Source organism: Enterobacter sp. DTU_2021_1002640_1_SI_PRY_ASU_LCPMC_013 (assembly GCF_032389435.1).
In the GTDB taxonomy this organism is placed as follows: Bacteria; Pseudomonadota; Gammaproteobacteria; order Enterobacterales; family Enterobacteriaceae; genus Enterobacter; species Enterobacter hormaechei_C.
This window is the reverse complement of sequence record NZ_CP135594.1, coordinates 98,568-112,764: the sequence shown is the minus strand read 5'-3', so window position 1 is coordinate 112,764 and position 14,197 is coordinate 98,568. Positions and strand designations below refer to the sequence as shown.

General features: G+C 58.7%; 8 protein-coding genes and 1 tRNA gene. 6 read left to right on the top strand and 3 right to left on the bottom strand.

Annotated elements, in window-relative coordinates:
• Positions 1 to 16: 16 nt before the first annotated feature.
• From spoT to recG, 3 genes are read left to right on the top strand one after another with little or no spacing between them, the layout of a single operon-like run.
• The gene (gene spoT, locus RS584_RS00545; protein ID WP_003860921.1) at positions 17 to 2,131 is read left to right on the top strand and encodes a bifunctional GTP diphosphokinase/guanosine-3',5'-bis pyrophosphate 3'-pyrophosphohydrolase; all 2,115 of its coding nucleotides are present in this window, start codon (positions 17 to 19) and stop codon (positions 2,129 to 2,131) included.
• 4 nt (positions 2,132 to 2,135) lie between these two features.
• Positions 2,136 to 2,825 carry a tRNA (guanosine(18)-2'-O)-methyltransferase TrmH gene (trmH, locus tag RS584_RS00540; protein ID WP_003860922.1) on the top strand — a complete coding sequence of 230 codons (690 nt, stop codon included), beginning with the start codon at positions 2,136 to 2,138 and terminating at the stop codon, positions 2,823 to 2,825.
• A gap of 3 nt (positions 2,826 to 2,828) precedes the next feature.
• The gene (gene recG / locus RS584_RS00535) at positions 2,829 to 4,910 is read left to right on the top strand and encodes an ATP-dependent DNA helicase RecG (protein ID WP_315748765.1); all 2,082 of its coding nucleotides are present in this window, start codon (positions 2,829 to 2,831) and stop codon (positions 4,908 to 4,910) included.
• 3 nt (positions 4,911 to 4,913) lie between these two features.
• On the opposite strand, the gene gltS is transcribed toward recG, so the two are convergent.
• On the bottom strand, positions 4,914 to 6,116 hold the full coding sequence (gene gltS, locus RS584_RS00530) for a sodium/glutamate symporter (protein WP_315748764.1): 1,203 nt from the start codon (positions 6,114 to 6,116) through the stop codon (positions 4,914 to 4,916).
• Between the two features lie 224 nt (positions 6,117 to 6,340).
• On the opposite strand from gltS, the gene xanP reads away from it, so the two are divergent.
• Positions 6,341 to 7,732: a xanthine/proton symporter XanP gene (xanP, locus tag RS584_RS00525; RefSeq protein WP_015570053.1), complete on the top strand. Its 1,392-nt coding sequence runs from the start codon at positions 6,341 to 6,343 to the stop codon at positions 7,730 to 7,732.
• Between the two features lie 118 nt (positions 7,733 to 7,850).
• Positions 7,851 to 9,545 (top strand): AsmA family protein, encoded by a 1,695-nt coding sequence (locus RS584_RS00520; protein WP_315748763.1) that lies wholly within the window; start codon positions 7,851 to 7,853, stop codon positions 9,543 to 9,545.
• 540 nt (positions 9,546 to 10,085) lie between these two features.
• Here the strand turns inward: RS584_RS00520 and yicI are convergent.
• Together yicI and RS584_RS00510 are read right to left on the bottom strand one after the other, a co-directional pair.
• On the bottom strand, positions 10,086 to 12,404 hold the full coding sequence (yicI, locus tag RS584_RS00515) for an alpha-xylosidase (protein ID WP_315748762.1): 2,319 nt from the start codon (positions 12,402 to 12,404) through the stop codon (positions 10,086 to 10,088).
• Between the two features lie 12 nt (positions 12,405 to 12,416).
• Complete coding sequence (locus RS584_RS00510; protein ID WP_276867313.1) at positions 12,417 to 13,808, bottom strand: glycoside-pentoside-hexuronide family transporter; 1,392 nt, start codon at positions 13,806 to 13,808, stop codon at positions 12,417 to 12,419.
• Positions 13,809 to 14,095: 287 nt separating this feature from the next.
• On the opposite strand from RS584_RS00510, the gene RS584_RS00505 reads away from it, so the two are divergent.
• Positions 14,096 to 14,190: transfer RNA gene (locus RS584_RS00505), tRNA-Sec, on the top strand.
• Positions 14,191 to 14,197: the final 7 nt, after the last annotated feature.

The window sequence follows — 14,197 nt, the reverse complement described above, 5'->3', positions numbered from 1 at the left end:
AACCTGCGGGTCGCCCTTGTATCTGTTTGAAAGCCTGAATCAACTGATTCAAACCTACCTGCCTGAAGACCAGATTAAGCGTCTTCAGCAGGCGTATCTCGTTGCACGTGACGCTCACGAGGGCCAGACACGTTCAAGCGGTGAACCCTATATCACGCACCCGGTAGCGGTGGCCTGTATTCTGGCCGAGATGAAACTCGACTACGAAACGCTGATGGCCGCCCTGCTGCATGACGTGATTGAAGATACCCCTGCCACCTACCAGGACATGGAACAGCTGTTTGGCAAAAGCGTTGCCGAGCTGGTGGAAGGGGTCTCTAAGCTTGATAAGCTGAAATTCCGCGATAAGAAAGAGGCGCAGGCCGAAAACTTCCGCAAGATGATCATGGCGATGGTGCAGGATATCCGCGTCATTCTCATCAAACTGGCTGACCGCACCCACAATATGCGCACGCTGGGCTCACTTCGCCCGGATAAACGTCGCCGCATCGCCCGTGAAACTCTCGAAATTTACAGTCCGCTGGCGCACCGTTTAGGTATTCATCACATTAAAACCGAGCTGGAAGAGCTGGGTTTTGAGGCGTTGTACCCGAACCGCTATCGCGTGATTAAAGAGGTGGTGAAAGCCGCTCGCGGTAACCGTAAAGAGATGATTCAAAAGATCCTCTCTGAAATCGAAGGGCGCTTACAGGAAGCGGGCATTCCGTGCCGCGTGAGCGGTCGCGAAAAGCATTTGTACTCTATCTACTGCAAAATGGTGCTCAAAGAGCAGCGTTTTCACTCGATCATGGATATCTACGCGTTCCGCGTCATCGTCCACGATTCAGACACCTGTTATCGCGTGCTGGGGCAGATGCACAGCCTGTACAAGCCGCGTCCGGGGCGCGTCAAAGATTACATCGCCATTCCAAAAGCGAACGGATACCAGTCTTTGCACACCTCCATGATTGGCCCGCACGGTGTCCCTGTTGAGGTGCAGATTCGTACCGAAGATATGGATCAGATGGCGGAGATGGGTGTCGCGGCGCACTGGGCTTATAAAGAGCACGGCGGCGAAAGCAGCACCACCGCGCAAATCCGCGCCCAGCGCTGGATGCAGAGCCTGCTGGAGCTGCAACAGAGCGCAGGTAGCTCGTTTGAATTTATCGAGAGCGTTAAATCCGATCTCTTCCCGGATGAGATTTACGTTTTCACGCCGGAAGGGCGCATTGTCGAACTGCCTGCGGGCGCGACACCGGTCGACTTCGCTTACGCCGTGCATACCGATATCGGCCATGCCTGCGTAGGTGCCCGCGTCGACAGGCAGCCTTATCCGCTGTCGCAGCCGCTTTTCAGCGGACAGACGGTGGAGATCATTACCGCGCCGGGGGCACGTCCTAACGCCGCCTGGCTGAACTTTGTCGTGAGCTCAAAAGCGCGCGCAAAAATCCGCCAGCTGCTGAAAAACCTCAAGCGCGACGACTCCGTTAGCCTGGGGCGTCGTCTGCTCAATCACGCGCTGGGTGGCAGCCGCAAACTGGCAGAGATCCCGCCAGAAAACATTCAGCATGAGCTGGAGCGTATGAAGCTCGCCTCGCTGGATGACCTGCTGGCAGAGATTGGTCTCGGCAACGCCATGAGCGTAGTCGTGGCGAAGAACCTGCAACAAGGCGAAACGACAGCCGTTCCTGCCACCACGCAAAATCATGGTCACCTGCCGATCAAAGGCGCTGACGGGGTGCTCATCACCTTCGCCAAATGCTGCCGTCCTATCCCGGGCGACCCGATTATTGCGCACGTCAGCCCGGGTAAAGGGCTGGTGATCCACCATGAATCCTGCCGTAACATCCGTGGCTATCAGAAAGAGCCTGAGAAGTTCATGGCGGTCGAGTGGGATAAAGAGACGGCCCAGGAATTTATCACTGAAATCAAGGTGGATATGTTCAACCACCAGGGTGCCCTGGCGAACCTGACGGCAGCGATCAACACGGCCTCATCCAACATTCAAAGCCTGAATACGGAAGAAAAAGATGGCCGCGTTTATAGCGCCTTTATTCGCCTGACCGCCCGTGACCGCGTGCATCTGGCCAATATTATGCGCAAGATCCGCGTGATGCCAGATGTCATTAAAGTCACCCGTAACCGAAACTAGCATTATGAATTCAAAACGTTACGAGCGAATCTGCGAAATGCTCGCCAGGCGTCAGCCTGATCTGACGGTCTGCATGGAGCAGGTCCATAAACCTCATAACGTCTCTGCTATCGTCCGCACCGCAGATGCCGTCGGCGTGCATGAAGTCCACGCCGTCTGGCCAGGCGCACGTATGCGTACCATGGCCTCCACCGCCGCAGGCAGCAACAGCTGGGTATCCGTGAAAACTCACCAGACTATTGGTGAAGCGGTCTCGCACCTGAAAGGGCGTGGCATGCAGGTTCTGGCAACCAACCTCTCTGCTAAAGCCGTGGATTTCCGTGAGATCGACTACACCCGTCCGACCTGTATTTTAATGGGCCAGGAGAAAACGGGGATCACGCAGGAAGCACTGGATTTGGCCGATCGGGACATCATCATTCCGATGATCGGCATGGTCCAGTCACTCAACGTGTCGGTCGCCTCGGCGCTGATCCTGTATGAAGCGCAGCGCCAGCGTCAGAATGCCGGAATGTACGAGCGCAGCAACAGCATGCTGCCGGAAGAGGAGCAGCAGCGCCTGCTGTTTGAAGGTGGCTATCCGGTGCTGGCTCGCGTTGCGAAGCAGAAGAAATTGCCTTACCCCCACGTCAACGCGCAGGGCGAAATTGAAGCCGATGCCGAGTGGTGGTCCACCATGCAGTACGCGGGGTAAATCATGAAAGGCCGCCTGCTGGACGCCATACCGCTCAACAGCCTGACGGGCGTGGGCGCGGCACAAAGCAGTAAACTGGCGAAGATTGGCCTGCACACCGTGCAGGATCTCCTGCTCCACCTCCCCCTGCGCTACGAAGACCGTACTCAGCTTTATAAGATTGGCGATCTGCTGCCCGCTATTTACGCCACCGTTGAAGGGGAAGTGCTGAACTGCAACATCACCTTTGGCGGACGCAGGATGATGACCTGCCAGATCAGCGACGGCACCGGTATTCTCACCATGCGCTTTTTCAACTTCAATGCGGCAATGAAAAACAGCCTTGCTACCGGACGACGCGTACTTGCGTACGGTGAAGCCAAACGGGGCAAATACGGCGCGGAGATGATCCACCCGGAATACCGCGTGCAGGGCGATCTTAGCTCACCTGAGCTACAGGAGACGCTCACGCCGGTCTATCCAACCACTGAAGGCATTAAACAGGCTACGCTGCGCAAGCTCACCGATCAGGCGCTGGAGCTGCTTGATACCTGCGCCATTAACGAGCTGCTGCCGCCGGAGCTGGCGCAGGGCATGATGAGCCTGCCGGAGGCGTTGCGCACCCTGCACCGTCCACCGCCAACGCTTCAGCTTGTTGATTTAGAGAGCGGTAAACACCCCGCCCAACGGCGTCTTATCCTTGAGGAATTACTGGCTCACAACCTGAGCATGCTGGCCCTGCGCGCAGGTGCGCAGCGTTTCCACGCGCAGCCATTAAGCCAGCGTGATGAGCTCAAAGATAAGCTGCTGGCCTCACTGCCGTTTAAGCCCACCAGCGCCCAGGCGCGCGTCACTGCTGAAATAGAACGTGATATGGCGCTGGATGTGCCAATGATGCGCCTGGTGCAGGGCGACGTGGGTTCCGGTAAAACGCTGGTCGCCGCGCTGGCCGCTTTGCGCGCCATTGCCCACGGTAAGCAGGTGGCGCTGATGGCGCCGACGGAACTGCTGGCCGAGCAGCACGCCAACAATTTCCGTCACTGGTTCGCCCCGCTGGGAATAGAAGTGGGCTGGCTGGCCGGGAAGCAGAAGGGCAAAGCGCGCCTTGCGCAGCAGGAAGCCATTGCCAGCGGGCAGGTGCAGATGATTGTCGGCACGCACGCCATTTTCCAGGAACAGGTGCAGTTTAACGGCCTGGCGCTGGTCATTATCGACGAACAGCACCGCTTTGGTGTTCATCAGCGTCTGGCGCTGTGGGAGAAAGGTCTGCAACAGGGCTTCCACCCGCATCAGCTGATCATGACCGCCACGCCGATTCCGCGCACCCTGGCGATGACGGCCTATGCCGATCTGGATACCTCCACCATCGACGAACTCCCCCCGGGCCGTACGCCGGTGACAACGGTCGCCATTCCGGACACGCGCCGCAGCGACATCATTGACCGCGTGCGCAACGCCTGCACCCACGAAGGACGTCAGGCTTACTGGGTCTGTACCCTGATTGAAGAGTCTGAGCTGCTGGAAGCGCAGGCTGCCGAAGCCACGTGGGAAGAGTTAAAGCTCGCCCTGCCGGAGCTGAACGTCGGTCTGGTTCACGGGCGCATGAAGCCTGCCGAGAAGCAGGCGGTGATGCAGTCGTTCAAACAGGGCGAGCTGCATTTGCTGGTCGCGACCACGGTCATCGAAGTGGGCGTGGACGTGCCGAACTCCAGCCTGATGATTATTGAGAACCCGGAGCGCCTGGGCCTGGCGCAGCTCCACCAGCTACGAGGCCGCGTGGGCCGTGGCGCGATCGCCTCTCACTGCGTGCTGCTCTACAAAGCCCCGCTGTCGAAAACCGCGCAGATGCGTTTGCAGGTATTACGCGACAGCAATGACGGCTTCGTCATTGCGCAAAAAGATCTGGAGATCCGCGGCCCGGGCGAACTGCTGGGCACGCGTCAGACGGGTAACGCCGAATTTAAAGTGGCGGATTTGTTGCGCGATCAGGCCATGATCCCCGAAGTACAACGCCTTGCGCGTCATATTCATGAACGCTACCCCGAACAGGCGGCAGCGTTAATTGAACGCTGGATGCCGGAAACCGAGCGGTATTCCAACGCCTGACGGTCAGCCAAACATCGGCAGCATCAGGTAGAGCTTAATGACCAGCGCGTTGACGATATCAATGAAGAATGCGCCCACCATCGGCACCACCAGAAACGCCATGTGCGACGGGCCGAACCGTTCGGTGATCGCCTGCATATTCGCGATGGCCGTTGGCGTCGCTCCCAGACCAAACCCACAGTGGCCCGCAGCCAGTACCGCCGCATCATAGTTTTTGCCCATCATGCGCCAGGTAACAAAGATGGCATACAGCGCCATGAACACGGCCTGCACCGCCAGGATCGCCACCATCGGCAGCGCCAGCGAGGCCAGTTCCCACAGCTTGAGGCTCATCAGCGCCATCGCCAGGAACAGCGACAGGCTGACGTTCCCCAGCACGGACACTGCGCGCTCAAAGACGCGGTAGAAGCCCATCTGCGCCAGACCGTTGCTCAGGATCACCCCGATAAACAGCACGCAGACAAAGGTTGGCAGTTCGAAAGCCGTTCCCGCCAGCCATTGCGCAACGATTTTGCCCACGGTAAGGCAGATGGCAATCATGGCGATGGTTTCAATCATCACCAGCGAGGCGATGCTGCGGCCAACGTCCGGTTTTTCAAATGCGGTTGGCACCATTTCATCGTCTGGTCTGCCTTCCGGCGTGGTGGAGTGTTTCACCAGATAGCGCGCCACCGGGCCGCCAATCAGCCCGCCAAGCACCAGGCCAAAGGTCGCGCAGGCCATTGCCACTTCCGTTGCGTTTTCAAAGCCATAGCGTTCGATGAACAGCTTGCTCCACGCCGCGCCCGTTCCGTGGCCGCCTGACAGGGTAATCGACCCCGCCAGCAGACCCATCAGCGGATCCAGCCCCAGCAGCGACGCCATACCGATACCGATGGCGTTTTGCATCAGCAGCAGGCCCACCACAACAATCAGAAACACGCCCAGCACCTTGCCACCCGAACGCAGGCTTGCGAGGTTGGCGTTCAGGCCGATTGTGGCAAAGAAGGCCAGCATCAACGGATCTTTCAGGGACATATCAAAATCGATTTCCCAGCCCATGCTTTTTTTCAGCACCAGCAGGGCCAGCGCCACCAGCAATCCACCGGCGACAGGTTCAGGAATGGTGTACTTTTTCAGAAAGGAAACACTGTGTACCAGCTTGCGACCAAGCAGAAGAACCAGCGTTGCGGCAACAAGGGTCGACAACGTATCGAGATGAATCATAAAAGGCTCCTGTTATGCGCGTATTCCATACACACGCGGCGTTATCCTGGGCCGGGTGATGCTCGTCATGAGCCGCCGACGCAAAAAGTGTAATTTTTTTCCTGGTGGGTTGTAGAAAAGCTGCTCACAGCGGCAGATTTTCTCTCTTTTTTTTGCTGGCAATCGTTTGCTTTTACCAGGTGGTCAGATAAAATGCCCGCTTTTCCACCGTGGGATTGCCGCCGATGTCTGTTAACACTCTGGAGTCTGCTGATGCGCAACCGATTGCGCAGAAGCAAAACAGCGAACTGATTTACCGCCTTGAAGATCGTCCCCCGCTGCCTCAAACCCTGTTTGCCGCCTGCCAGCACCTGCTGGCGATGTTCGTTGCGGTCATCACGCCGGCTCTGCTGATTTGCCAGGCGCTGGGGTTACCGGCGCAGGATACGCAACACATCATCAGTATGTCTCTGTTCGCTTCCGGCGTGGCCTCCATCATTCAAATTAAAGCCTGGGGTCCGGTGGGCTCGGGTTTGCTGTCGATTCAGGGCACCAGCTTTAACTTTGTGGCGCCGCTGATCATGGGCGGTACGGCACTGAAAACCGGCGGCGCAGATGTCCCGACGATGATGGCGGCGCTTTTCGGCACCCTGATGCTGGCAAGCTGCACAGAGATGATCATTTCCCGCGTTCTGCACCTGGCGCGCCGGGTGATCACCCCGCTGGTTTCCGGCGTGGTGGTGATGATTATCGGCCTGTCACTGATCCAGGTGGGTCTGACCTCCATCGGGGGCGGCTACGCGGCAATGAGCGACCATACCTTCGGCGCGCCGAAAAACCTGCTGCTGGCAGGCGTCGTGCTGGCGATCATTATTCTGCTTAACCGCCAGCGTAACCCGTACCTGCGCGTGGCATCGCTGGTGATCGCCATGGCGGCCGGTTACCTGCTGGCGTGGGCGCTGGGCATGCTGCCGGAAAACACCACCCCAACCAACAGCGCGTTGATTACCGTGCCAACGCCGCTCTACTACGGCCTGGGCATTGACTGGAGTCTGCTCCTGCCGCTGATGCTGGTCTTTATGATCACTTCGCTGGAAACCATTGGCGATATCACCGCCACCTCCGACGTGTCCGAGCAGCCGGTCTCCGGCCCACTGTACATGAAACGTCTGAAAGGCGGCGTGCTGGCGAACGGACTGAACTCGTTTGTCTCGGCGGTGTTCAACACCTTCCCGAACTCCTGCTTCGGCCAGAACAACGGCGTGATCCAGCTGACCGGCGTGGCCAGCCGCTACGTGGGCTTCGTGGTGGCGCTGATGCTGGTGGTCCTCGGCCTGTTCCCGGCGGTAAGCGGCTTTGTGCAGCACATCCCTGAGCCGGTTCTGGGCGGAGCAACGCTGGTGATGTTCGGTACTATCGCGGCCTCTGGCGTGCGTATCGTCTCCCGCGAGCCGCTGAACCGCCGCGCAATCATGATTATTGCGCTGTCTCTCGCCGTAGGGCTTGGCGTCTCCCAGCAGCCGATGATTTTGCAGTTTGCCCCGGACTGGGTGAAAAACCTGCTCTCTTCCGGCATCGCCGCGGGCGGTATTACCGCTATTGTGCTGAATCTCATTTTCCCGCCTGAAAAGAACTGATCCCCACACGGCAGGCTGTCAATGCCTGCCGTGACATCTCTTTACACCATTCCCGCCTTGAGCATTGCGCATAAATCGTGCATAACACCCTTATGTGCGTTTCGCGGGAAGGAAGACCATGAAATTTATTGGAAAGCTGCTTATCTATCTTCTGGTAGCCCTGCTCATTGTAGTGCTCGCCTTTTATTTTCTGCTCCAGACCCGCTGGGGCGCATCGCAGGTCAGCAGCTGGATCACGGTGAATACCGATTACGAGCTCAACTTTGACCTGATGGATCACCGCTTTTCATCCCCTTCTCACATCCTTCTGGAAAACGTTACCTTCGGACGAGATGGCAAACCGGCCACGCTGGTCGCTAAAAAAGTGGATATTGGCTTAAGCAGCCGCCAGATCACCGACCCGCTGCATATGGATGCCATCACCCTGTTCGATGGCACGCTGAATTTATCGCCGCAGACGGCGCCGCTGCCGTTCCAGGCCGACCGTCTGCAACTGAATAACATGGCCTTTAACAGCCCGAATACGGAGTGGGATCTCAGTGCGCAAAAGGTGACCGGCGGCGTCAGCCCGTGGCAGCCCGAGGCGGGGAACGTACTGGGAAAAAATGCGCAAATCCAGATGAGCGCCGGGTCGCTCACGCTCAACGGCATACCGGCCAACAACGTGCTGATTCAGGGACAACTCAACGGCAAAGAGGTGGTGCTGAATACCATCGGTGCCGATATGGCGCGCGGCTCGCTGACGGGCTCGGCTCTGCGTAATGCCGACGGTGGCTGGATTATCAACACCCTGCGTCTGAATGAGATTCGCCTGCAAAGTGACAAATCGCTGCTGGATTTCTTCGCCCCTCTCTCCACCCTGCCTTCGTTACAGATTGGGCGGCTGGAAGTGACCGATGCCCGTCTACAGGGGCCAGACTGGGCGGTAACCGACCTTGATCTCAGCCTGCGTAACCTCACCCTGAGTAAAGGTGACTGGCAAAGCCAGGAGGGACGGTTATCCATGAACGCCAGCGAATTTATCTACGGCTCGCTGCATCTGTTTGACCCTATCCTGAATGCGGAATTCTCCCCGCAGGGCATTGCGCTGCGTCAGTTCACCTCCCGCTGGGAAGGGGGCATGGTGCGCACCTCCGGCAACTGGCTGCGCGAGGGTCAGGCGCTGGTGCTGGACGACGTTGCCATTGCCGGGCTGGAATATACGCTTCCGGAAAACTGGAAAACGCTGTGGATGGACCCGCTCCCGGCATGGCTGAACAGCGTGACGCTGAAAAAATTTGGCCTGAGCCGCAACCTGGTGATCGACATCGATCCGGCGTTCCCGTGGCAGATCACCTCCCTCGACGGTTATGGCGCTAATCTGCGGCTGGCGCAGGATCACAAGTGGGGCGTGTGGGGCGGTAACGCAACCCTCAACGGGGCGGCAGCAACCTTTAACCGCGTCGACGTGCGTCGCCCGTCGCTGGCGCTGAATGCCAACGCCGCAACGGTAAATATTACCGATCTGAGCGCCTTTACCGAGAAAGGGATCCTGGAAGCAACCGCCACCGTGTCACAGCTGCCACAGCGACAAACCACCGTGAGCCTGAACGGGCGCGGTGTACCGCTCAACGTTTTGCAGCAGTGGGGCTGGCCAGCGCTGCCGATTGCGGGCGACGGCAATATTCAGCTCACCGCCAGCGGCAGCGTGCAGGCCAATGCGCCGCTGAAGCCGACGGTGAACGGGAAGCTGAGCGCGGTGAATATGGATAAACGGCAGGTGCAACAGACGATGACCCGCGGGATGGTGTCGGCGGTGGCTCCGGCACAGTAAAAAGCCGGGTGGCGGCTTCGCCTTACCCGGCCTACGAGGTTTTGGTTCCCTCTCCCACAGGGCTGAGGGTTCCCCACAAAATAATGCCTGCACAGACGGCCCCCTCTCCCTTGAGGGAGAGGGCTGGGGTGAGGGGGAAAATACGGCTCTGGTGGTCATTCCGTTCACGTTATGTTCCTTGCTACTCTGTCACGACATGACCGGTGAACGTGCCAGGGTGGCTCAGTCGCCACCACCCTGGCAACCCGGGCTTCCGGCGGAAAATCGCCGCTTCGCGGTACCTTCGGCTTATTCCTTCCGGCTTATCGGGGACGGGCGGAGGTAACATCCCTGTAAAGCCCGCCCTCTCGGCCTACAGGAAACGCCTCAGCGATTTACAGCCGGACCGAGGCATCGCTGAAAGCCCTCAGTTATTCTGAGGCAACGTTATCGCTTTTGCTTTCAAATTACTGGGGAACCCTCTCCCTACAGGGAGAGGGCATCAGACCGCATAATTACCGTAGGCCCGGTAAGCGAAGCGCCACCGGGCATTTTTCCAGCTCAGAGGTGAACTACCACCTCATCCCCCTCGGCTTTCACCACCACACCCCATTCGCTGCCCGCATGTGAACCGCCTTTTACGCCGCCGACCTTCTGCACGTTGCGCAAGCATACCGACCAGTTTTGCGCATCTCCCGCGCCGGTAAAGGTCACGACGTCGCCCTGACGTGACGCCTTCAGCGCAAACACCACAGAACCGTCCGCCGCAGGCACTTCGCTGACCGCCGTTGCGCCATCGCTCAGGTTGAAGAGCTGGAAGGCCGTCCCCTCGTGCCACGCATAGTCTGGCTTCTGGTTATTATTACCCAGCGCCAGCAGCGTGTTGTCGCGCACATAGACCGGCAGGCTCAGGAAATCGTGCTGCTGCTTATGCCAGCGGCTACCCTCGATTTCATCGTTGTGCCACAGGTGCGTCCAGCGCCCTTCCGGCAGGTAGAACTGCACGTCGCCCGCCTCGGAGAACACCGGCGCCACCATCACCGAATCCCCCAGCATGTACTGGCGGTCGAGGTAATCGCACGCCGGATCGTCCGGGAACTCCAGCATCATCGCCCGCAGCATCGGCGTGCCGAACTCGCGCGCCAGCGCCGCCTGACGATACAGGTACGGCATCAGCTGGCATTTCAGCTGCGTGAAGTGGCGCACCACATCGCAGGACTCGTCATCGTACGCCCACGGCACGCGGTAGGATTTGCTGCCGTGCAGGCGGCTGTGGCTGGAGAACAGCCCGAACGCGCACCAGCGTTTGTAGACGTGCGCCGGAGCGGTGTTTTCGAACCCGCCGATATCGTGGCTCCAGAACCCGAAGCCGGACAGGCCAATCGACAGCCCGCCGCGCAGGCTTTCGGCCATCGATTCGTAGTTGGCGTAGCAGTCGCCGCCCCAGTGTACCGGGAACTGTTGCGCACCCACGGAGGCAGAACGGGCAAACAGCACCGCCTCTTCTTCTCCCACCGTCTCTTTCAGCACGTTCCACACCAGTTCGTTGTAGATGTAGGCGTAGTGGTTGTGCATCTTCTGCGGATCGGAACCGTCAAACCACTGGACCTCCGTCGGGATACGCTCGCCGAAGTCGGTCTTGAAGCAGTCGACGCCGATCTCCACCAGGCCTTTCAGTTTGTCCGCATACCACCTGCACGCGTCCGGGTTGGTGAAGTCGTAGATCGCCAGCCCCGGCTGCCATTTGTCCCACTGCCACAGGGAGCCGTCCGGGCGCTTGAGCAGGTAGCCCTTCTCTTTCAGCTCCCGGAATACCGGGGATTTCTGGCCGATATACGGGTTGATCCACACGCAGACCTTCAGCCCTTTCTCTTTCAGGCGGCGGATCATGCCTTCCGGATCGGGGAAGGTCACCGGGTCCCACTCGAAGTCGCACCACTGGAAGGCCTTCATCCAGAAGCAGTCGAAGTGGAACACGTGCAGCGGCAGGTCGCGCTCGGCCATGCCGTCGATAAAGCTGTTCACCGTCGCTTCGTCATAGTTAGTGGTGAAGGAGGTGGTCAGCCACAGGCCGAACGACCAGGCAGGCGGCAGCGCCGGACGCCCGGTGAACTGCGTATAGCGGTTCAGCACCTCTTTCGGCGTCGGGCCGTCGATCACGAAGTACTCCAGATATTCCCCTTCCACGCTGAACTGCACTTTGGAGACTTTTTCGGAGCCGACTTCAAACGAGACGTTCTCGGGGTGATTCACCAGCACGCCGTAGCCGCGGTTGGTCAGGTAAAACGGGATGTTTTTGTAGGATTGCTCGGTGCTGGTGCCCCCGTCGCGGTTCCAGGTTTCGACCGTCTGGCCGTTGCGTACCAGCGCGGTAAAGCGCTCGCCCAGGCCGTAGACCGTTTCCCCCACGCCCAGATCCAGACGTTCGAACACGTAATTGCGATCGGTATTGCTGTCCTGCACGTAGCCGTTGTTTTTCAGCTGGCTGCCGGTAATGCGCTGGCCGTTGCGCAGGAAATCCAGCGCCCAGAACTCGCCTTTGGCGACGCGCACGCTGACGCTGCCGCTTTTCAGCTCGGCAAATTCGGCGTTGTTTTCAATCTCAACTTTTACATCCTTCAGAACGTTCAGCGGATAGTGCGGGCCGTTGTTCAGCGCACCCTGGAAGTGCTCAATGCGCACCCCGACAATCCCTTCCTGCGGGGCAAACAGGCGCACCGTGAACATCAACGTGTCGAGCTGCCAGGTGCGTTCGCGCACGTCACGCGGCGCCACATACACCACCAGGTCATTGCCCTGCTGCTCCACGTCGAACACCTGCACCGGATAGGTCACGTTCAGGCCCGGTTGAATAAGCCAGTTTCCATCACTGATTTTCATGCTTACGTCCTCTTAGTTCTGCAATTCTTTGCTGACCGGCAGGTTTTCAAACTCCTGCTGATTGCGGCGCGCGCCCTGCGCCAGCTCGCGCAGAATTTTGGTCAGGAAGGGGGTTTTCAGCGTGTAGTAGCGTTTGGCGATGATGGCGCTCAGCACGTAACAGATCGCCGGTGCCAGGGTAAACAGGCCGATGATGATGCTGATGGTCGCGCTGTTCTGGGTTTTGGCTGCCGCGTCGTAGCCGCCGCCTGCCAGCATCCAGCCGATCATCGCCCCGCCCAGCGCCAGGCCGAGCTTCAGCACGAACAGCGTGCCCGCAAAGCTGATGCCGGTCAGTCGTTTGCCGTTGGTCCATTCGCCGTAGTCGACGGTATCGGACATCATTACCCACTGAATCGGCGTCACCAGCTGGTGCAGCACGCCGATGACGAAGATAAAGGCGAACATCAGCACGGTGGCATGCATCGGCACGAAGAACATCGCCACGCTGACCACCGCCAGGGCGGCGTTGGTCCACCAGAAGATGCTGACCTTGCACTTCCAGTCGGTGAGCGGTTTCGCCAGCGCGGAGCCAATCAGGTTGCCGACGCAGTAGGTGGTGAGGAAGGCGACGAACACCTCCGGCGAGCCCATGATCCAGGTGCAGTAGTACATCATCGCCCCGCCGCGCACGCAGACGGCGAGGATGTTGAGGATGGTGAGCACGCCGACAATGCGCCATTGGTCGTTTTGCCAGATATCACGCAGATCTTCCCGCATGGAGGTGGTGCTCGGTGGCACCTGGATGCGCTCTTTGGTGGTGAAGAAGCAGAACGCCAGCATCAGGAACGCGACCACCGACAGCACAGCGATCCCGCCCTGAAAGCCGAACGCTTTATCGTCTCCGCCAATCAGGTTTACCAGCGGCATCATCAGCACCGTAGAGAGCATGCCGCCCGCCGTCGCCAGCACAAAGCGCCAGGACTGGAGGGAGATACGCTGCGTCGGGTCGTTGGTGATCACGCCGCCCAGCGCGCAGTACGGGATGTTGACCACGGTATAGAGCAGGGTCAGCAGGGTGTAGGTAACGGCGGCGTAAACCATTTTACCGTTGAGGCTGAGGTCCGGCGTGGTATACGCCAGCACGCAGACGATGCCGAACGGGATCGCGCCGAACAAAATCCACGGACGGAACTTACCCCAGCGGCTGCGGGTGCGGTCGGCAATCAGCCCCATGCACGGGTCGGAGATCGCATCCAGCGCGCGGGCCAGCAGGAACATGGTGCCGACAAACCCGGCGGGAATACCAAAAATATCGGTGTAGAAAAACATCATATAAAGCATGACGTTATCAAAAATGATATGGCTGGCGGCGTCTCCCATGCCGTAGCCAATCTTCTCTTTTACTGACAAGACTTCGCTCATATTTTTATCCTTCACGCTGTAGGGGGCGCTGAGACCGGTTACCGTTTTTTAAACCATTGTTTCAGGGGCGGGTATTGCGTTTTCTGGTTAAGAGATTACGTTTCTTGTTTTTTGTGATCGGGATAAAAGTTGGTGAGCACGAAATGCTAACCTGAGGATTTTCTTAAGAATTAGCTGAAACAGGGGGGTTAAGGTCAAAAGAGAGGTGAAAAAAGTGGTGTGGGGTATGTGGTAAATGCCTGAAAGTAGCTATAATGCGCCCCGCCTCCATGTAGCAATGCAGGCGCGGAAGATCGTCATCTCCGGTGAGGTGGCTGGACTTCAAATCCAGTTGGGGGCGCCAGCGTTCCCGGGCAGGTTCGACTCCTGTGATCTTCCGCCAAGTTTCC

Excerpts from the sequence above, each read along its gene's own strand:
- trmH (WP_003860922.1), top strand. The coding sequence starts at position 2,136 with ATGAATTCAAAACGTTACGAGCGAATCTGCGAAATGCTCGCCAGGCGT.
- recG (WP_315748765.1), top strand. The coding sequence starts at position 2,829 with ATGAAAGGCCGCCTGCTGGACGCCATACCGCTCAACAGCCTGACGGGC.
- gltS (WP_315748764.1), bottom strand. The coding sequence starts at position 6,116 with ATGATTCATCTCGATACGTTGTCGACCCTTGTTGCCGCAACGCTGGTT.
- xanP (WP_015570053.1), top strand. The coding sequence starts at position 6,341 with ATGTCTGTTAACACTCTGGAGTCTGCTGATGCGCAACCGATTGCGCAG.
- RS584_RS00520 (WP_315748763.1), top strand. The coding sequence starts at position 7,851 with ATGAAATTTATTGGAAAGCTGCTTATCTATCTTCTGGTAGCCCTGCTC.
- yicI (WP_315748762.1), bottom strand. The coding sequence starts at position 12,404 with ATGAAAATCAGTGATGGAAACTGGCTTATTCAACCGGGCCTGAACGTG.
- RS584_RS00510 (WP_276867313.1), bottom strand. The coding sequence starts at position 13,808 with ATGAGCGAAGTCTTGTCAGTAAAAGAGAAGATTGGCTACGGCATGGGA.